Here is a 19,049-nt window from a genome sequence, read left to right on the forward strand (position 1 = left end):
CCCCGGCCCCGGCACCCGCGCGCTCCGCCGCCTCGGCGGCCGCCGCCGCAGCCGCCGCCAGCGCGGCGGCCTGCGCCAGCCGGGCCTCCTCGGCCCGCTGCAGCGCCTCCTCCGCCCGGCGCCGCTGCTCCTCGCGCGCCAGCTCGCGCTGCCGCTGGAGCTCCGCCCGGGCGGCCGCCTCCTCGGCGAGCCGCTTGCGCTCGGCCTCCTCGGCCGCCTTGCGCGCCTCCTCCTCGGCGCGCCGCGCGGCTTCCTCCTCCGCCCGGCGGCGGGCCTCCTCCTCGGCCTTCTTCCGGGCCTCCTCGGCCGCCTTGCGCGCGGCCTCGGCGGCGGCCCGCTCGGCCTCCTCCTTGGCCAGCCGCTCCTTCTCCGCCTGCTCGGCCCGCAGCTGCGCCAGCACCTCCTGGCGCTTGCGCTCGGCGGCCTCCTCCTCGGCGCGCTTGCGGGCCTCCTCCTCGGCCCGGCGACGCGCCTCCTCGGCCGCCTTGCGCTCCTGCTCGGCGCGGGCGGCCTTCTCCTGCTCGGAGAGCGGCAGCTCGCGGTCGAGCCGGTGGCGGATCGAGGTGGTGACGACGCCGGGGGCCTGGCTGCCGTCGACGACGAGGTAGCGCGCCGGGTCGGCGGCGGCGAGCGCCAGGAAGCCGGAGCGGACCCGCTGGTGGAACTCGGTCGGCTCGGACTCCAGCCGGTCCAGCGCCTCGGTGAAGCGCTCCCGGGCCCGGGTCGGGTCGACGTCCAGGACGACGGTCAGGTCGGGCAGCAGCCCGCCGGTCGCCCAGCGCGAGATCCGGGCGACCTCGGTGGCGGCCAGGTCGCGGCCGGCGCCCTGGTAGGCGATGGACGAGTCCATGTACCGGTCGGTGATGACCACCGCGCCGCGGGCCAGCGCCGGGCGGATCACGTTCTCGACGTGCTCGGCCCGGTCGGCCGCGTAGATGAGGGCCTCGGCGCGGTGCGACAGGCCGGTGTTGCCGACGTCCAGGACCAGCCCGCGCAGCCGCTGGCCGACCGGGCTGCCGCCGGGCTCGCGGGTGAGCACCACCTCGTGGCCCTTGCCGCGGATCCACTCGGCGAGCGCCTGCGCCTGGGTGGACTTGCCGGCGCCGTCGCCGCCCTCCAGGGCGATGAAGAACCCGGTGCCCGCCCGGTGCGGGGCCGGGCCGGTGGCGCCGCGCACCGCGTCGGCCAGGTCGCGGCCGAACGGGACGGTGCCGCGCCGGTCGTCGGTGCGCAGCAGCACGACGGCGGCCAGCACCAGGGTGAGCAGTCCGGCGGTGGCGACCGCGAGGGCCGCGCCGCCGTGGATGAAGGTGAACGCGCCGGGCTCGACCGTGCCGTACTCGACGTCCCCGTAGGCGGCGGCGATCAGCGGGACGCCGACCAGCGCGGCGCCGACGACGACCCGCAGCACCGCGTACAGGTGCTCGGTGACCTGCGGCAGCCGGACCTCCTCGACCTCCTGGGCGAGCAGGGTGCGGCCGGTGGAGATCACCACTCCGGCGGCCAGCGCGGCCAGCACGGTGAGCAGCAGGACGAGCACGAAGTCCGCCACCAGGCCGGCCAGGATCAGCGCGACGCCCTCGGTGATCAGGGCGAGCGCGAGCAGCCGGCGGCGGGAGAGCGCGGGCAGGACGCCCCGGGTGAGCCGGATGCCGAGCGCGGGGACGCCGGCGGCGGCCAGCGCCAGCAGGCCGTAGCCGATCGGCCCGGCGCCGTGCTCGACGGCGGTCAGCAGGGACAGCGCGGCGACCCCGGCCATCGTGGCGTACCCGGCGGAGACCGCGAAGGTGAAGTACGGGGCGGAGCCGGTGCGGCCCTTGGCGAGGGCGGGGCCGGGGGACGCGTCGGTCGGGGCGCGCAGGCCCCGCAGCGGCGGGACCGGCCGCACCCGGGCCGGGCCGCCGGGCAGCTCCTGGAGGTGGACCCGGGCGGCCGAGACGGCGAACAGGGCGGCCGCGCCGAGGGCGGCGAAGGTGGTCTGGTGGGCGCGCAGCCAGTCCGAGCCGAGAGCGGCGAAGACGTTGTTGAGCAGCGTCAGCGCGACCAGCGCGGCGGCGCCGAGCGGCACGGTGGCCCAGCCGGTGCGGTGGTCGAGGGTGCGGACGGTGTCCAGGTTGGCGGCGGACGGGCGCCGCTCGGCCACCGGGGCGTACGCGTCGGCGGGCGGCAGCAGCCCCGGGACGGCGGCGGCCCTGGCGATCGCCCAGACCCGCTCGGCCGCGCCGGTCAGGAAGACGGTGGCGAGCAGGAGCCAGGTCGCGGCGCCGGAGGGCTCCTGACCGGACCCCAGCCAGACGACCCACCAGGGGGCGACGCCGATCAGCACGGCGCGCATCGCGTCGGCCCCGAACAGGGTCCAGCGCCGGTCGAGCTTCCCGTCGAGCAGCCCGTGCACCGGGCCGAGCAGGGCGGCGCCGACCAGTCCGGTGGCGGCCAGCCGGGTGGCGAGGACGGCGGCGACCGCGAAGGCGAGGCTGCGCGGCAGGTCGCCGAAGGAGCGGCCGAGCACGGCGGCGACCACGGTGAGCATGAGCAGCACCAGCAGGCCGAGCCGGTCGGCGGTGCCGCCGATCAGCTGGGTGATCCACAGCCGCCGGAAGGGGCGCAGCCGCAGCAGCGCCCGGATCCGCTCGCCGGCGGTTCCGGCGGGCGCGGTCTCCGGCCGGTCGGGCGTGCCGGTACCGGCGGCCGCCGCGGCGCTGGGGGTGGGCTGCTCCTCGCTCGTCATACGGTCAGCGTAGCGGTCGGGCATCGCGCAAAAGAGGGGAGCGCGGCTCCGGAAGGACCTCGCCACCGTGTTGTGACGATCCGCGCACGACCCTGTCACGCCGGTCCCGGGGGAACGGTCCGGGGCCGCCGGAGCCGCGCCTGGGGAACGGTCCGGGCCCGCCGGGCCCGCGCCGGGGGAACGGTCCGGGGCCGCCCGGGTGCGACCGACCGGGGGTCAGCCCTCGTCGGTGGCGGTGGTCCCGCTCGCCGCGGTCTTGCTCGCGGCGGCCTTGGCCGTGGTCTTCTTGGCCGCCGCCGTCTTGGTGGCCGCCTTCTTCGTGGTGGTGGTCTTCTTCGCCGCCGTCTTGGCCGCCGTGGTGGTCTTCTTGGCGGCGGTCTTGGCCGTGGTCTTCTTGGCCGCGGCCTTCTTGGCGGGAGCCTTCTTCGCCGTCTTCTTCACCGGCCCGCGCGCCCGCTTCTCGGCGAGCAGTTCGTAGCCGCGCTCGGGGGTGATCGTCTCGACCGCGTCGTCCTTGCGGAGCGTGGCATTGGTCTCGCCGTCGGTCACGTACGGCCCGAACCGGCCGTCCTTGACCACCACCGGACGCTCGCTGACCGGGTCGGTGCCCAGTTCCTTGAGCGGCGGCGCGGCGGCGGCCCGGCCGCGCTGCTTGGGCTGGGCGTAGATCGCCAGCGCCTCCTCCAGCGTGACCGTGAACAGCTGGTCCTCACCGGTGAGCGAACGGGAGTCGGTGCCGCGCTTGAGGTACGGGCCGTAGCGGCCGTTCTGCGCGGTGATCTCCACGCCCTCCGGGTCGACGCCGACCACGCGCGGCAGCGAGAGCAGCTTCAGCGCGTCCTCCAGCGTGACGGTGTCCAGCGACATCGTCTTGAAGAGGGAGGCGGTGCGCGGCTTGACCGCGTTCTTGCCGGTCTTGGGCGTGCCCTCGGGCAGGATCTCGGTGACGTACGGGCCGTAGCGGCCGTCCTTGGCGACGAGCATGTTGCCGCTGACCGGGTCCGCGCCGAGCTCGTAGTCGCCGCTGGGGCGGGCCAGCAGCTCCTCGGCCAGCTCGACGGTCAGCTCGTCCGGCGGCAGCTCGTCCGGGATGTCGGCGCGCTGGCCGGGCTCGCCCTCGACCTCGGAGGCGCGCTCCACGTACGGGCCGTAGCGGCCGACCCGCAGGGTGATGTCGTCGCTGACCCGGAACGAGCTGATCTCCCGGGCGTCGATCGCGCCGAGGTCGGTGACCAGTTCCTTCAGGCCGCCCAGGTGGTCGCCGTCGCCGTTGCCGGCCTCGGCGGCGCCGCCCGCGGCCGCACCCTCGCCCTCGCCGAAGTAGAAGCGCTTCAGCCACGGCACGGACTGCGCCTCGCCGGCCGCGATCCGGTCGAGGTCGTCCTCCATCTTCGCGGTGAAGTCGTAGTCGACCAGCCGGCCGAAGTGCTTCTCCAGCAGGTTGACCACGGCGAAGGAGAGGAACGACGGCACCAGCGCCGTCCCCTTCTTGAAGACGTACCGGCGGCCGATGATGGTGTCGATGATCGAGGCGTAGGTGGAGGGGCGGCCGATCTCCCGGTCCTCCAGCTCCTTGACCAGCGAGGCCTCGGTGTAGCGGGCCGGCGGCTTGGTGGCGTGGCCCTCGGGGGTGAGCTGCTCGGCGGCCAGCGGGTCGCCCTCGGTGACCTGCGGCAGCCGGCGCTCGCGGTCGTCCAGCTCGGCGTTCGGGTCGTCGGCGCCCTCGACGTAGGCCTTGAGGAAGCCGTGGAAGGTGATGATCTTGCCGGAGGCGGAGAACTCGACGTCCCGGCCGTCGGCGGCCCGGCCGCCCACCTTGACGGTGACCGACTGGCCGACCGCGTCCTTCATCTGGGAGGCGACGGTGCGCATCCAGATCAGCTCGTAGAGCTTGAAGTCGTCACCGCTCAGGCCGGTCTCGGCGGGGGTGCGGAAGCGGTCGCCGGACGGGCGGACCGCCTCGTGCGCCTCCTGCGCGTTCTTCACCTTGGAGGCGTAGGTGCGTGGCGCGTCCGGCAGGTAGTCGGCGCCGTACAGCTGGGTGACCTGGGCGCGGGCGGCGGACACGGCGGTGTCCGACAGCGTGGTGGAGTCGGTGCGCATATAGGTGATGAAGCCGTTCTCGTACAGCTTCTGGGCCACCTGCATGGTCCGCTTGGCGCCGAAGCCCAGCTTGCGGCTGGCCTCCTGCTGGAGGGTGGTGGTGCGGAACGGCGCGTACGGCGAGCGGCGGTAGGGCTTGGACTCGACGGCGCGCACCGCGAACGAGGTCTGCTCCAGGGCGGCGGCCAGCGCGCGGGCGGCCTGCTCGTCCAGGTGCAGGGTGTTGACGCTGCCCGCCTTGAGCCGGCCGTCCTGGCCGAAGTCGCGGCCGCTGGCGATCCGCTTGCCGTCGACGGCGATCAGCCGGGCGCCGAAGCTCTCCGGGTTGGCCGCGTCGGCCGGGGTGCGGCCGGTGCCGAAGGTGCCGACCAGGTCCCAGTACGAGGCCGAGCGGAACGCCATCCGCTCGCGCTCGCGCTCGACCACCAGGCGGGTCGCGACCGACTGGACGCGGCCGGCCGACAGCTTCGGCATGACCTTCTTCCAGAGCACCGGCGAGACCTCGAAGCCGTAGAGGCGGTCGAGGATGCGGCGGGTCTCCTGGGCGTCGACCAGACGCTGGTTCAGCTGGCGCGGGTTGGCCACCGCCTCCTGGATGGCGGACTTGGTGATCTCGTGGAACACCATGCGGTGCACCGGCACCTTGGGCTTGAGCACCTGCTGGAGGTGCCACGCGATGGCCTCGCCCTCGCGGTCCTCATCGGTGGCGAGGAAGAGCTCGTCGGACTCCGCCAGCAGCGACTTCAACTTGCTGACCTGCGACTTCTTGTCCGCGTTGACCACGTAGATCGGAGCGAAGTCGTGGTCCACGTCCACCCCGAGGCGGCGCACCTCGCCGGTGTACTTGTCCGGGACCTCGGCGGCCGTGCTCGGCAGGTCGCGAATGTGCCCGACGCTCGCCTCGACGATGTAGCCGGGGCCCAGGTAGCCCTTGATCGTCTTCGCCTTGGCCGGCGACTCGACAATGACGAGTCGCTGTCCGTGCGCGGTCTCGCTGCTCGGGGACACCTTCGCTCTTCTCTCCCGGTCGTTACGTGAGCTGGTCGGCGCTGGCAGCACGGGCTGCGCTCCGCCCGACCCCTCCACCGTCCCGGGGCTGCCGCTGTACGACGACCCCACCAGCGGAGTGTGACCGTACCCCGGCCACCCTTGTCAAACGGACGGATCCCGCGATTTCACCGGCAAGGCCGACCGACGCCACTCGAACGGTAACCCGACGGCGACGGATCGCGCCCTGCGGAGGGGGCTTCGGCGGGTTTCGAAGGATGGAATGACGGATTTCAAAATCTGTCAACGGAATATCGGGTCCCGGATCCGGCCGGGGCGGGGGCGGATCGGCGCGGAGGTGGTGCGGGGGCAGTGCGGGGGCGGTGCGGGGGCAGTGCGGGGGCGGTGCGGGGGTGGTGCGGGGCGGGCGGGGCGGCTACCGGGCGACGAGCAGCAGGAGTGCCCCGGCGGCCAGGCAGCCGAGGCCGAGCGCCGTCCACAGCAGGTCGGCGACCACGGTCCGCGGACCGGACTCCTCCGGCGCGAGCACCGCGAGGCCGGGGCGGCGGGGGTCGTAGGCGATCCGGACGGAGGTGCCCGGCACGAGCCGGGGCGGACGGCGCAGCGGGGTGTGACCGCGCGGACGGGTCAGCACGAGCTCGCACGCCTCCACGGCCAGGGCCCCGGCTCCGGGCGCTCCGACGGCCGTGTGCTCGGTGGCGAAGGAGAGCAGGGGCGCGCTGTCGAGCTCGCCGTGCGCGTCGGACTCCGCGACCACGGTCGCGACGGCCGGCCGGCCTCGGCGGCGCACTCGGTGGCGCAGGCGCACTTCGGCGGCGCACCAGAGCAGAAGTGCGCCGCCGAAGAGGGCGAGTACCGCGCCCCCCGCCGTCGCCGTCGTCGTGTCCACCCCAGCCGCCCCCAGCTCTGTCCACAGCCTGTGGACAGAGCTTCACAGCCCGGGGCCAACGAGGGGCAGAGGTTCGGCGAACGGCCGACGAACCGGGGGAAGCCGGAAGGTGAACCGGACCGGGGCGTCTCCTTCCGGACCGTCGGGCCATCGGGCTCCCGGGCCGTCGGGTCCCGGACCGTCGGGGCTCGCCGGATCCTGGACCGTCGGGGCTCAGGCCACCGGGCGGATGAACCCCTGCTCGGTGAGCAGCCGCAGCGACTCCGGCGTCCGGTCCCGCAGCACGACCCGGTCCTCGCCGAGCAGCTGGGCGATCGCGTCGACGATCTCGCCCGCCGACAGCGTCCCGTCGCAGACCCCGACGAAGCCCGCGCCCACCGTGTCCACCTTGGTGGCCCGGCGCATACCGCGGTTGTGCCGCAGGATCACGTGCTCCGGGTCCTCCGCCCCCGGCGCGCCCACCTGCTCCTGGACCACCTCGTCGGCCAGCACGTACCGCGCCGCCAGCAGACCCGCGTCGTCGTGGGTGCGCAGGAAGTCCTGCCGGTCGAACCACTCCTCGATGTGCGGGCCGAGCGGCTGCTCCACCGGGTGCGGCCACTCCTCCACCCGGACGGTCGGCCGCTCGGCGCCGCCCGCCCGCAGGGTGATCCAGCCGAAGCCGATGCCCTCGACCCGGCCGGCCTCGAAGGCGTCCAGCCACTCGCCGTAGCGCGCCCGGTAGTCGCCGCCGGGGCCGCGGTGGTCACCGCCGTCGCGCAGCCAGAGCTCCGCGTACTGGGCCACGTCCTGCACCTCGCGCTGGACGATCCAGGCGTCCAGCCCGGTGCCGGCCACCCAGCCGGCCAGCCGGTCGTGCCAGTCCTCGCCCCTGACGTGCTGCCAGTTGGCCAGCAGCTGGCAGTAGCCGCCCGGCTCCAGGTGCGCGGCGGCCGAGCGGACCAGGCTGCGGCAGAGGTCGTCACCGGCCATCCCGCCGTCGCGGTAGGTGAACCGGCCGGCCGGGGAGATCACGAACGGCGGGTTGGAGACGATCAGGTCGAACCGCCGCTCCCCCACCGGCTCGAAGAGGCTGCCGGTGGCGGTCTCCGTGTTGTCGAAACCGGACAGCGCGAGGGTCAGCTCGGTGAAGCGCAGCGCCCGCGCGTTGAGGTCGGTGGCGGTCACCCGCTGGGCGTGCCGGGCGGCGTGCAGCGCCTGCACCCCGGAGCCGGAGCCGAGGTCCAGCACCGAGCGGACCGGCCGGCGCACCGTGATGTTGGCCAGCGTGGTGGACGCGCCGCCCACCCCGAGCACCAGGTCCTTGCGGTCCACGCCGTGCGCGGTCTCGCCGGAGCCGATCCCGCCCGCGCCGCCGACCGCGCAGCCCAGGTCGGAGACCACCCAGGCGTCCGAACCCGGCAGCCCGGCGACCTCGTTGGCGTAGGGGCGGATGTCCACGGTGGCGCGCACCAGTTCGCCGTCGGGGCGCAGCCAGCCGTCGGCCAGGCAGTCCTCCACCGGCAGCGCGGCGGCGGCCGCCTTGTACGGCACGGGCTGCTGCAGCAGGAAGAGCCGCACCAGCGTCTCCAGCGGGCTGCCGCCGCGGGTCGCGCGCAGCGCGGGCACCGCCTCGCTGCGGGCCAGCGCCGCGTACCCGGTGGGCCCGAGCAGGTCCAGACAGCCGTCGGCGGTGTACGAGGCGGCGAGCAGCGCCTCGCGCAGTTTGGCGAGGCGGGTCGGGTCGAGAGCGGGGCTACTGATCACCCCGCCATTGTCCCCCGCGCGGTGCCCCGTGCCCGACGTTCCCCTACCTCCCCGTCCGCACGCCGACGACCCCCTCGGCCGGCGGCCGAGGGGTGCGGGTGCGCTTCTGTCCGACGTGCTCGACGCGCGGATGCGGGTGCGGGTGCGGGTGTCCGGTGGGGTCCGGCCGGTCAGCTCGCCGAGGGGGCGGGGGCGCCCGCCGCCGGGCTCGCGCCGTCGGTGGCGCCCGCTGCGGGGGTCTCCGCGGGAGCGCCCGAGGGGGCGTCCGTGGGCGCGCCGGAGGCCGCGTCCGTCGGGGTGGCCGCCGGCGTGCCCGTCGAGCCGGCCGTCGGAGCGGCGGCCGCCGACCCCGGCTTGCACCCCTCCTGCTTGGCCATCGCCGCGCCGAGGTCGCCGCGCTGCAGCTTGCCCTGGGCCTGGGTGGAGAGCGCGGACAGCTGGCGGATCTGGTCGCCCACGCTGCGCAGCCCGTCGGCGAACTTCGACTGGTCGTCGTTGGCGAGCGCGTCCAGCTTCTTCTGGATGTCGAGGTAGCCGTCGGCCGCCTTGTTGAGCTCGGCGACGGTGTCCTTCTGCAGGGTCGCGCCGTCGTCCACCTTGGGGGCGCCGGCCCCGTCGATGGCCGCGGCGATGTCCTGGTTGGTCTTGGCCAGCCGGCCGATGTCCGCCGAGAGGCGCTTCTGGAGGTCGGCCGGGGCCTCGCCGGCCTTCACCTCCGCGGTGTCCGCCAGCGCGGTCTGCGCCTGGGCGATCGGGTCCTTGGCCGCGCCGCACACGTTCGCCGCCCAGGACTCCAGCTGCTTGCTGTTGTCGTCGCCGCAGCCGACGGCGCCGAACGCGAGCAGCGCCCCGAGCACGGGTACGGCCAGCAGTCGCTTGTTCACCGGGAGAAGCCCTTTCGGTTTCGGTCGTCGAACTGCGAACCTACACGGCCGCTGTCCGACTCCCGGTTCCCGCCCTGGCCTCCTCCCGCCGCCCGGCGAACTGGCCGCGCCGGGTCCCGCCGCTCAGAGCGCGAGGGCGTCCACCGAGGCGGGCCAGCTCATCCGGATCAGTCCGCCGCCGGCACCGGCGGTGACCTCCAGGTCCTCGACCAGGCCGGTGAGCACCGCCAGGCCGAGGGCGTCCTCGTCCGGCTCCGCGCCGTCCGCCGTGCCGGTGCTCGGGACGGTGTCGAGACCGGCCTCGTCCTCGACCTCGATGAGGAAACGCTTCTGCTGGTCGATCAGGGCGACGCGTACCGCGCCCTTGACGTCCCCGCGCCGGTGCAGGCCGACCGCGCGGGAGCACGCCTCGCCGACGGCGAGCCGCACCTCGTCGAGCACCGACTCGTCCACCCCGGCCCGTCTGGCGACTGCCGCGGCCACCAGCCGGGCCGTTCGCACGTGCTCGGGGAGCGCGCTGAATCGAAGTTCGACGGTTGCCATCTCTTCCCCCTCGGGGTGCTCCGACCGGGGCCGGGCTCACGGCCCCTGCGGGTTGGTGTCGACCGGCCGGCCCTGGGGCGGCCGGACGGGCCGGGGCACGGGGCCCCGGCTCCCGGACGCGTAGCGATCGGGCGGGCCGGCCACCTGGGCCGACCCGGCCGGATCAGTCCGTCCTGCGGATCAGTCGGTCGCCTGGACCGCGTCGTCCACCGAGTTGTGGATCGGGAAGACCTTGGTCAGACCCGTGATCCGGAAGATCTTCAGAATGCGCTCCTGGTTGCACACCAGGCGCAGCGAGCCCTCGTGGGCACGCACCCGCTTCAGACCGCCCACCAGCACGCCGAGGCCCGTGGAGTCCAGGAAGTCCACGCCCTCCATGTCGACGACGAGGTGGTAGCTGCCGTCGTTGACGAGCTCGACCAGCTGCTCGCGCAGCTTGGGGGCGGTGTACACATCGATCTCGCCGCCAACCTCGACGACCGTGCGGTCGCCGACTGTACGGGTCGACAGGGACAGGTCCACGGAACCTCCAGCACCTTGCCTTGCTACGTCATTGCGATCCTCGGCCGGACGGCCGTCACCGCATGGTCGCGAGCCCCGGGCACACCAGCCAGTGCGTGGCAAGCCTCAGCGCTGCGACCCCCGGCCGTACGGCCGTCACGGCCACATTCAACCACCTGCGACCATGCCCGCACGATGGCTTAGGACGATTCTCCGTCACGCCGGTGACACACTGGGTCCTCATGCCGCCGCGTCACAGCCTGCCCGAGGCACTGCTCACGACCCTGTCCACCACCCGAGGGCGGTCGGACCGGCTCACCCATACGGAGCACCTTCCCGCCCGGCCCGCCCGTTATGCACCGTGGCCCGACTGGATCCGGCCCGAGATCATCGCATCCGCCCAGGCCATGGGTGTCCGGCAGCCCTGGGCCCACCAGACGGAGGCGATGAACCTGGCCAAATCCGGTCAATCTGTGGTGATCGCCACAGGGACCGCCTCGGGCAAGTCCCTCGGCTACCTGGGGCCGGTGCTCTCCGACCTGCTGGACGGCACCGAGGCGCCCAACGGCCGGGGTGCCACCGCGCTCTACCTCGCCCCGACCAAGGCGCTCGCCGCCGATCAGCGCCGCCGGGCCGCGGAACTCGCCCCGCCCCGCGTCCGGGCCGCCCTCTACGACGGCGACACCCCGCCCGAGGAACGCGAGTGGGTGCGCCAGTACGCGTCCTACGTCCTCACCAATCCGGACATGCTGCACCGCGGCATTCTGCCCGCGCACGCCCGCTGGTCCTCCTTCCTCAAGACCCTGCGCTACGTCGTGGTCGACGAGTGCCACGGCTACCGCGGGGTCTTCGGCTCCCACGTGGCCCAGGTGCTGCGCCGGCTGCGGCGGATCTGCGCCCGCTACGGCTCCTCGCCCGTCTTCCTGCTCGCCTCCGCCACCACCGCCGACCCCGCCGTCACCGCCCGGCGCCTCACCGGCCTGCCCGCCGAGGCGGTCTCCGAGGACGCCTCCCCGCGCGGCCCGATGGTCTTCGGGCTGTGGGAGCCCCCGCTCACCGAGAACGTCGGCGAACACGGCGCGCCCGTCCGCCGCACCGCCACCGCCGAGGCCGCCCACCTGCTGACCGACCTGGTCGAACGGGAGACCCGCACGGTCGTCTTCGTCCGTTCCCGGCGCGCCGCCGAGCTCGTCGCGTTGCAGACCCAGGACCAGCTCCCCCGCCCGCTCGCCGACCGGGTCGCCGCCTACCGCGGCGGCTACCTCGCCGACGAGCGCCGGGCCCTGGAGCGCGAACTGCAGTCCGGCCGGCTGCTCGGCCTCGCCTCCACCTCCGCCCTCGAACTCGGCGTCGACATCTCCGGCCTGGACGCCGTCCTGATGGCCGGCTACCCGGGCACCCGGGCCTCGCTGTGGCAGCAGGCCGGCCGGGCCGGGCGCGAGGCCCAGGGCGCGCTCGCCGTGCTGATCGCCCGGGACGACCCGCTGGACACCTACCTGGTGCACCACCCGGAGGCCCTGTTCGCCACCCCGGTCGAGGCCACCGTGCTCGACCCGGACAACCCGCACGTGCTCGCCCCGCACCTGTGCGCGGCCGCCGCCGAGCTGCCGCTCACCGATCCGGACCTCAACCTGTTCGGGCCCTCGGCCGCGCCGCTGCTGCCGGTGCTGGAGCGGCGCGGGCTGCTCCGCCGACGCGGCGGCGCCTGGTACTGGACCCGCCGTGAACGGGCCGCCGACGCCGTCGACCTGCGGGGCAGCGGGGGCAGCCCGGTGCAGATCGTCGAGGCGCCGACCGGCCGGCTGCTCGGCACCGTGGACGCCTCCGCCGCCCACACCACCGTGCACACCGGGGCCGTCCACCTCCACCGGGGCCGCACCTACCTCGTCCGGGACTTCGACCTGGACAGCTCGGTCGCCCTGGTCGAGCCCGCAGACCCGCCCTACACCACCGCCGCCAGGGACATCACCTCCGTCTCCGTGCTCTCCACCGACACCACCGTCGAGTGGGGCGAGGGCCGGCTCAGTTTCGGTTCGGTGGAGGTGGTCAACCAGGTGGTCGGCTACCTCCGCAAGCGGATCTCCACCGGCGAGATCATGGGCGAGAGCAAGCTCGACCTGCCGCCCCGGACCCTGCGCACCCGGGCCGTGTGGTGGTCGGTCACCGAGGACCAGCTGCTCGACGCCGACATCCCGCCCGACCAGCTGCCCGGTGCCGCCCACGCCGCCGAACACGCCTCGATCGGCCTGCTCCCGCTCTTCGCCACCTGCGACCGCTGGGACATCGGCGGTGTCTCTGTGCCGCTGCACCCCGACACCGGGCTGCCCACCGTGTTCGTCTACGACGGCCACCCCGGCGGGGCCGGCTTCGCCGAACGCGGCTTCCAGCGGGCCGTGCAGTGGCTGACCGCCACCCGGGAGGCGATCGCCGTCTGCGAGTGCGAGCGCGGCTGCCCCTCCTGCGTGCAGTCGCCCAAGTGCGGCAACGGCAACGACCCGCTGGACAAGGCGGCGGCGGTCCGGCTGCTGGACGTGCTGCTCGCCGGTGCTCCCTCGGCCGCCGCGGGGACCGGCCGGGACGGAGCAGCCGGACGGTCCGCACCGTCCGCACCGTCGGAGCGGTCCGAACGATCCGACCGGGCCGGAGACGACGGTCCGGCCGCCGTGCCGACGCATACGGCGGACCCCACGGAGGCGGCCCAAGCGGCAGCCGAGGCGGCCGACGGCGCCGACGCGGTGGCCCGGGCGGCCGAGCGGAGGCGGGAGGCGCCCACCGACGGGGACTCGCCGGGAGCTTCATGAGCCACCCCCGACCGGCCCGGGCCCGCCCAGTGCGGCCCGAGCGTCCTCGTCGGTCGGCGACACCGGCGCCCTGACCGGTCCGGCCCTGGCCCGCCCCAGGGCCGGACCGACCGGCAGGCGCGGCGGCAGCCCGGTGACGAGCACCTGCGCCACCACCTCGACGGCGTCCTCCTCCCGGTCCACCGCGCAGGCGACCACGATGGCCGCCTGCGCGGCCGCCACGGCCTCGGCCCGGCCACAGCCGCCGTCCGCGTCCAGCAGCAGCCGGTCGGCCGCCGCGAGCGCCGCCAGGTCGGCGGCGGACTCCGCCCGGTGCCGGGCGCCGACCACCGCGCCCACCGAGAGCGCAGCCGTGCAGGCCAGGCAGCCGAGCAGCACGAAGGCCAGCAGCCAGACCGTCGCCGACCCGGTGTCGGCCCGTCGCGGAGCCGGCCGCGCCCGCGCCCTCAACCCGTCCATGGATCCGCACCTCCCTCCGCTCCCCGCAGGGTGTCCTCCCGGGCCGCGACGGCGCTGGCGCTCAGCCGCACCGCGAGCACCTCCGCGAACCGCCCAGGCGCCCCGTAGGGCGCGTCCACGGTGACCCGGACGGTGTCCGGCGCCAGGTCGACCAGGACCGCCGCCCCGGCCGGGGCGGCCGCCCGTGCCACCCCGGCGGCATCCGGCTCGCCGCGCGCGGCCGCCCTGGCGCCCACCCGCGCCGCGTCGACGCAACGGAGCTGGGCGGCCGCCGCGAGCACGGCCCAGACCAGCAGCACGCCCAGCAGCACCAGCGCCGGCAGCGCGACGGCGGTCTCGGCGGTGACGAACCCACCGTCACCACGCCCGTCACCGCGCCGACGTCGCTGCCGCCGCCGGTGCAGCCTCGACGGCCGGTCAGGTCGCATGGAGCGCCCGGTCCAGGGCGCCGGCCAGCGCTTCCAGCACGGCCGCGCTGGTCGCCACCTTGTACAGCGCGGCCCCCAGGGCGCAGGCGCCGAGCGTGCCGACCGCGTACTCGGCGGTGGTCATCCCCGCGTCCCGGCCGCCCCGGGACCGGTTCCTTCGCCGGATCGCCGTCCGGACCACCGTCCGGATCCGCCGCGTCGCCCCGGGAGCGGCAACGGCCGCGTTCCTGATCGCCAGGTTCATGGGTTCCTCCTTGCATCGATTCGGTTCGGTGGTGCGTCACATCACGGACGAGAAGCGGCTGGTGAGCCCCATGACCACCGGGGCGACACCGACCAGGACGAACGCCGGGAGGAAGCACAGCCCGAGCGGCGCGGTCGCGAGCACCCCGGCCCGGCGGACCCGGACGTGCGCCATCCGGACGGCTTCCGCCCGCCGGCCGCTCGCGAGCCCGGAGAGCGCTGCCGCCGCCGGGGCGCCGCTCAGGCTCGTCCGGACCAGGCACCGGGCCAGCGGCGCCAACGGCGGGTGCTCCTCGCCGAGCCGCCGCCAGCAGACCTCCGGCGGTGATCCGAGGGCGAGTTCGGCCGCGGTCGACAGCAGCCGCGGACCCATCGGGGCGTCCACGCTCGCCCCGACCGCCGCCACGGCCTCGGCCGGCGAGGCCGCCGATCCGAGGCAGGCCGCCAACAGCTCGGCGGTGAACGGCAGCTGCCGCACCAGCCGCTCCTGCTCCAGCGCGGCCCGCCGCTCCGCCGGGGAGCGCGCCCGGGGCATCCACCGGTGCAGCCCGAGCGCGAGCAGTCCGCCCGCCACCAGACCTCCCGGTCCTCCGACGAAGGCCGCCGCCCCGAGCCCGGCCGCCACCGCGGTCGCCGCCCGCCGGGCCCGGCCGGGGAGAACGGGACTCCCCCGTGACGCCGTCCGCCGTCCGGCCCTCCGCGGCCCGGGCGCGTCCCCGGTGCCCAGCAGGGCGTCGGCCCGCCGTCGCGCCCGCCACCCACGCCGGGCCGGAGCACCGGCCACCACGGCCAGCAGCACCCCCAGGGAGGCCGACGCCGCCAGCCCGCTCATCCGCACCCCACCTCCCCTCGGACCGCTCGCTCCGGCCGGCCGGGCCGGCTGCGGACCCGGCTGATCCCGCACCTCCACTCCCCCGCGGGCGGCGGGCTCTCCCGCACCGGTCTCCCCACCGGCTCCCGCAGCGGTTCCCGCACCGGGGCGGAACCCAGGGGGCCTTCGGCAGCCGCCCGGACGATGCGGCCGGTCCAGGCCAGGCCCACCGCCTCCAGGGCCGCGCCCGCCACCAGGGCGGCGAGCCCGGCGGGCGTGTGGAGCAGCACCTCCAGCGGTCTCGCCCCGAGAGCCGCGCCCAGCAGCAGTCCGGCGAGCGGAAGGGCCGCGAGGACCGCGACGGTGGTGCGCGGCGCCGCCAGCTCGGCACCGATCTCCTCCTCCAGGGCCCGCTCCACGCGCAGGGCCTCGGCCACCCCGTCCAACCCGGCCGCCAGTCCCGAGCCACCGGCGCAGGAGACCTCCCAGCAGGCGGCGACCGCCGCCGCCCCGCTCCCGCCCGGGAGTTCGGCGAGCAACCGGAACGCGGCGGGCACGTCCCCGCCGTACCGGCCCGCCGCGAGCCGGGCGACCGGTTCGGCACCGATCCGGCGCAGTGCCACGGGATCGGCGGCGAGCCGCGTGGTCACCAGGTGCAGCGCCTGCTCGGGCGTCGCCCCTCCGCGCAACTCGCCCGCCAGCGCGGCGCAGAGCTCCACCACGGCCGTCGCCCGGTGCCCCGCCTCCACGGCCGTCGCGCGCCGCAGCCGCCACCGCCGCACCGGCAGGACCGCGGGAACGGCCGCCAGCACCGGGACGGGCGATCCCGTCGCCCAGCCGGCCGCCAAGCCCCCGGGCAGGAGCAGCAGTTCGGGTGCGCCGCGGACGGGCCGCCAGAGCCCGGCCGACCACCGCACGCACGCGGCCGCCGCGCCGCCACCCTCGGCCCCGGCGGAACCCGCGGAACCGGCGGCACCGGCGGCACCGGCGGCCAGGACACCGGAGCCGTCCGCCAGCAGCGCACCGGCCCGGCGCACGCCCGCCGACTGCCGCTGCGCCCCGCACCACGCCGCCACCGCGGCCCCACAGAGCACCAGCACCCACACCACGGCCACCTCGTCACCCGCCATGGACGCCACCTCCCTCGCCATCGCCCTCACCGCTCCGCTCCCCTCGTCCCTCCGGTCCGCCGCCCGGTCCGGCGCCCGGCCGGAGCAGCAGCAGCGCGCCCGCCGCACAGCCACCCATCAGCAGGGCGAACAGCAGCTCCGCCGGCCCCGCCGTCACGGCCCGCCCTCCTCGACGGGCGCCCCACGAGCGGCGAGCAGACCGGTCAGCCGCTCCCACCCGGGCCCCGGAACAGTGGCGCCGTCCGCCGTGAAGCGCACCGCCGGGGTGGTGACGGCGAGTCCGTGCCGGTCGCCGCCCAGGGTGTGGATCTCGGCGACCCGCCGCCGCCCGCTGCCCTGGTCCCGCACCAGGTGCACCACCAGGTCGAGGGCGGCGCGGAGCTGGCTGTGCAGGGCCGGGCGGTCCAGCCCGGCCAGCGAGCCGAGCGCCTCCAGCCGGACCGGCACGTCCGCCGCCGTGTTGGCGTGGACCGTCCCGGTGCCGCCCTCGTGGCCGGTGTTGAGGGCGGCGAGCAGGTCGGCCACCTCGGGCCCGCGCACCTCGCCGATCACCAGCCGGTCGGGACGCATCCGCAGCGCCTGACGGACGAGGTCCCGCAGGGTGAGCTCGCCCAGCCCCTCCTGGTTGGGCGGCCGCCCCTGCAGCCGCACCACGTGCGGGTGGTCGGGCCGCAGCTCGGCGGAGTCCTCGGCGACGACGATCCGCTCCTCCGGACCGACCAGGCCGAGCAACGCCGCGAGCAGGGTGGTCTTCCCGGTGCCGGTACCCCCGCTGACCAGCAGCGAGAGCCGGGCCCGCACGACGGCGGCCAGCAGCTCGCCACCGCGCGGCGGGAGCGCCCCGCCGCTCACCAGCTCGTCCAGGCTGAACGGCCGGGGGCGGCACACCCGCAGCGAGATGTGGGTGCACCCGGCCGCGATCGGCGGCAGGACGGCGTGCAACCGCGTGCCGTCCGGCAGCCGGGCATCCACCCAGGGCCGGGCGTCGTCGAGCCGCCGCCCGGCCGCCGTGGCGAGGCGGTGGGCCAGCCGGCGCACCGCCTCCGGGTCGGCGAAGCGGACTCCGGTGGCCCGGCGCAGTCCACCGCCCCGGTCGAACCAGATCTCCTCCGGGCCGTTGACCAGGACGTCCGTGACGTCGGGCGCCGCCAGCAGCCGCTCCAGCGGGCCCGCACCCACCAGTTCGGCGCAGAGCGAGCGCACCGTGTCGAGGACGTCGTCGCCGCCGAGCGGCGGCCTGGCGGCGCGCAGGGCGGTCGCCACCGAGCCGGCGGTGGGCGGCGCCCCGGACTCGGCCAGCCGCAGCCGGACGGCGTCGACCAGCGCGGCGGCGCGCTCCTCCCGCGCCGTCCGGCCGTAGGGCGGCGGTCCGGTCCGGGGACCGGCCGCCGGGGCGGCCCCGGGGCCCGGGACGCTCCGCAGCGCCCGCCGCTCGCGCGGCCCGTCGCCGCCGCGGCCGATCCCGGGGCCCGCGGTCCTGCGCAGACGCACCATCAGGAGACACCTCCCTCGACCGCCGGCACCGGCGGCAGCACCTCGTCCAGGAACGCGCCGCAGAAGCGGGCGAGCGGCCCGCCCTCCCGGATCCCGGGCGGCACGCCCTGTTCGAGGTCGACGGCCAGGCCGGGCTCCGGCTCCAGCACCCCGGCGAGCTGCATCCGCAGCCCCCGGGCGACCCGGTGCGCGGGGAGCCCGAGGGGCCCCGGCGGCCGCACCACCGCCCGCACGTCGTCGAGCCGCATCCGGACGGACGCGGCCACCCGGTCGGCGGCCGCCACCGCGCGCAGTTCGGCCGGCACCACCAGCAGCGCCGTGTCGGACTGCTCCAGCGCCTGCCCCGCCGCCGGATCCAGCCGCCGGGGCACGTCGACCACCACCAGCCCGCCCCGGCGCCGGGCGGCGGCCAGGACGCTGCGCATGGCCTCGGGCGGCACCGCGAGGGTGTCGCTGCGGTCCCAGGACAGGCAGGACAGCGTGCCGAGCCGCTTGAGCGCGGGCAGCGCCCGGGCCAGTTCGGCGCCGCTCACCCGGCCCCGGGAGCCGACGAGGTCCGGCCAGCGCAGGCCGGCGGTCGTCTCGCCGCCGAGCAGGATGTCGAGCCCGCCGCCGAGCGGGTCGCCGTCGACGAGCACGGTGCGCAGGCCCCGGCGCGCGGCGGTGACCGCGAGCGCGCAGGCCAGGGTGGACGCGCCCGCGCCGCCCCGCCCGCCGAGCACGGCGACGGTGCGTGCGGGGGTGCCGACCCCTTCGGCCGCGTCGGCGACGCGGTCGAGCAGCCAGGCCTCGGCATCGGGCAGGAACAGCACGTGCTCCGCGCCGAGTTGGACGGCCCTGACCCAGACGCCCGCGTCGTCGAGGTCCAGCCCGAGCAGCAGCACCCCGGGTCTGCGCGGCAGCCCGGCGCACTGCCCGGACCGGTCGTCGCCGACCAGGACCAGCGACGCGCCCTCCCAGAGCTCGCGCGACGGCGGGGCGCCCCGGATCAGCCGCGGCTCGGTGCCGGCCGCCGCGCAGATCCGCAGCAGCTGCTCGGCCAGGCCGTCGTCCCCGGTGAGGACGAGCGGCCCGGCGGGTTCCGGCCCGCCGGCGGTGGCGTGGTCGGTGACGGGCTTCGTCATGGCGGCTCCCCTGTCGTCCTGGTGTCCGGTCGTGGCGGGCGCCCCGGGGCCCGGCCCCCCGGACGGGCCCGGCCCGGCGCCGCCGCCCCACCGGGGCGGGGGTTTAGGGTGAGTGGGCCCCGCGGGCGCAGAACAGAGGGAGCAAGCAAAGGGGGTT

16 protein-coding genes are annotated in these 19,049 nt (G+C 76.3%); 1 reads left to right on the top strand and 15 read right to left on the bottom strand.

The window, feature by feature from the left end:
* From tmk to bldG, 7 genes are all read right to left on the bottom strand, one after another.
* Nucleotides 1-2,728: dTMP kinase (tmk, locus tag ACFXAM_RS29820; RefSeq protein WP_380295906.1), on the bottom strand; the 2,728-nt coding region annotated here is incomplete at its 3' end.
* A 216-nt stretch (nucleotides 2,729-2,944) separates the two neighbouring features.
* A complete protein-coding gene (topA, locus tag ACFXAM_RS29825; RefSeq protein WP_380295908.1) occupies nucleotides 2,945-5,839 on the bottom strand; it encodes a type I DNA topoisomerase in 2,895 nt (964 codons plus the stop codon).
* Between the two features lie 415 nt (nucleotides 5,840-6,254).
* Entirely contained in the window at nucleotides 6,255-6,728 is a 474-nt protein-coding gene (locus ACFXAM_RS29830; RefSeq protein ID WP_380295909.1) for a DUF3592 domain-containing protein, read from the bottom strand.
* Nucleotides 6,729-6,941: 213 nt separating this feature from the next.
* On the bottom strand, nucleotides 6,942-8,474 hold the full coding sequence (locus ACFXAM_RS29835; RefSeq protein ID WP_380295911.1) for a methyltransferase: 1,533 nt from the start codon (nucleotides 8,472-8,474) through the stop codon (nucleotides 6,942-6,944).
* A 170-nt stretch (nucleotides 8,475-8,644) separates the two neighbouring features.
* Nucleotides 8,645-9,358, bottom strand: coding sequence for a hypothetical protein (locus ACFXAM_RS29840; RefSeq protein WP_380295912.1), 714 nt, complete (start codon nucleotides 9,356-9,358; stop codon nucleotides 8,645-8,647).
* Nucleotides 9,359-9,481: 123 nt separating this feature from the next.
* On the bottom strand, nucleotides 9,482-9,901 hold the full coding sequence (locus ACFXAM_RS29845; protein WP_380295914.1) for an ATP-binding protein: 420 nt from the start codon (nucleotides 9,899-9,901) through the stop codon (nucleotides 9,482-9,484).
* A 180-nt stretch (nucleotides 9,902-10,081) separates the two neighbouring features.
* A complete protein-coding gene (gene bldG, locus ACFXAM_RS29850; RefSeq protein ID WP_344342978.1) occupies nucleotides 10,082-10,423 on the bottom strand; it encodes an anti-sigma factor antagonist BldG in 342 nt (113 codons plus the stop codon).
* A gap of 221 nt (nucleotides 10,424-10,644) precedes the next feature.
* Here bldG and ACFXAM_RS29855 point away from each other — a divergent pair, with 221 nt between their 5' ends.
* Nucleotides 10,645-13,203, top strand: a complete 2,559-nt coding sequence (locus tag ACFXAM_RS29855; RefSeq protein WP_380295916.1) for a DEAD/DEAH box helicase — start codon at nucleotides 10,645-10,647, stop codon at nucleotides 13,201-13,203.
* Here the strand turns inward: ACFXAM_RS29855 and ACFXAM_RS29860 are convergent.
* The 8 genes from ACFXAM_RS29860 to ssd are packed head-to-tail and all read right to left on the bottom strand — an operon-like array spanning nucleotide 13,198 to nucleotide 18,892.
* On the bottom strand, nucleotides 13,198-13,662 hold the full coding sequence (locus ACFXAM_RS29860; protein WP_380295918.1) for an Rv3654c family TadE-like protein: 465 nt from the start codon (nucleotides 13,660-13,662) through the stop codon (nucleotides 13,198-13,200). The two genes, ACFXAM_RS29855 and ACFXAM_RS29860, sit on opposite strands and share 6 nt — an antisense overlap.
* Complete coding sequence (locus ACFXAM_RS29865) at nucleotides 13,650-14,090, bottom strand: TadE family type IV pilus minor pilin (protein ID WP_380295919.1); 441 nt, start codon at nucleotides 14,088-14,090, stop codon at nucleotides 13,650-13,652. Before ACFXAM_RS29865 ends, ACFXAM_RS29860 begins: the two co-directional genes overlap by 13 nt.
* A complete protein-coding gene (locus ACFXAM_RS29870) occupies nucleotides 14,080-14,334 on the bottom strand; it encodes a DUF4244 domain-containing protein (RefSeq protein WP_380295920.1) in 255 nt (84 codons plus the stop codon). The genes ACFXAM_RS29865 and ACFXAM_RS29870 overlap by 11 nt, the downstream gene beginning before the upstream one ends.
* Before the next feature lie 36 nt (nucleotides 14,335-14,370).
* Nucleotides 14,371-15,165, bottom strand: coding sequence for a type II secretion system F family protein (locus tag ACFXAM_RS29875; RefSeq protein ID WP_380295921.1), 795 nt, complete (start codon nucleotides 15,163-15,165; stop codon nucleotides 14,371-14,373).
* A complete protein-coding gene (locus tag ACFXAM_RS29880) occupies nucleotides 15,162-16,274 on the bottom strand; it encodes a type II secretion system F family protein (RefSeq protein WP_380295922.1) in 1,113 nt (370 codons plus the stop codon). Before ACFXAM_RS29880 ends, ACFXAM_RS29875 begins: the two co-directional genes overlap by 4 nt.
* Entirely contained in the window at nucleotides 16,264-16,431 is a 168-nt protein-coding gene (locus ACFXAM_RS29885) for a hypothetical protein (protein ID WP_380295923.1), read from the bottom strand. Before ACFXAM_RS29885 ends, ACFXAM_RS29880 begins: the two co-directional genes overlap by 11 nt.
* Nucleotides 16,428-17,768: a TadA family conjugal transfer-associated ATPase gene (locus ACFXAM_RS29890; protein ID WP_380295924.1), complete on the bottom strand. Its 1,341-nt coding sequence runs from the start codon at nucleotides 17,766-17,768 to the stop codon at nucleotides 16,428-16,430. The genes ACFXAM_RS29885 and ACFXAM_RS29890 overlap by 4 nt, the downstream gene beginning before the upstream one ends.
* The gene (gene ssd, locus ACFXAM_RS29895) at nucleotides 17,768-18,892 is read right to left on the bottom strand and encodes a septum site-determining protein Ssd (RefSeq protein ID WP_380295925.1); all 1,125 of its coding nucleotides are present in this window, start codon (nucleotides 18,890-18,892) and stop codon (nucleotides 17,768-17,770) included. Before ssd ends, ACFXAM_RS29890 begins: the two co-directional genes overlap by 1 nt.
* Nucleotides 18,893-19,049 lie beyond the last annotated feature (157 nt).

The sequence above is a fragment of the Kitasatospora sp. NPDC059462 genome (genome assembly GCF_042749955.1).
In the GTDB taxonomy this organism is placed as follows: Bacteria; Actinomycetota; Actinomycetes; order Streptomycetales; family Streptomycetaceae; genus Kitasatospora.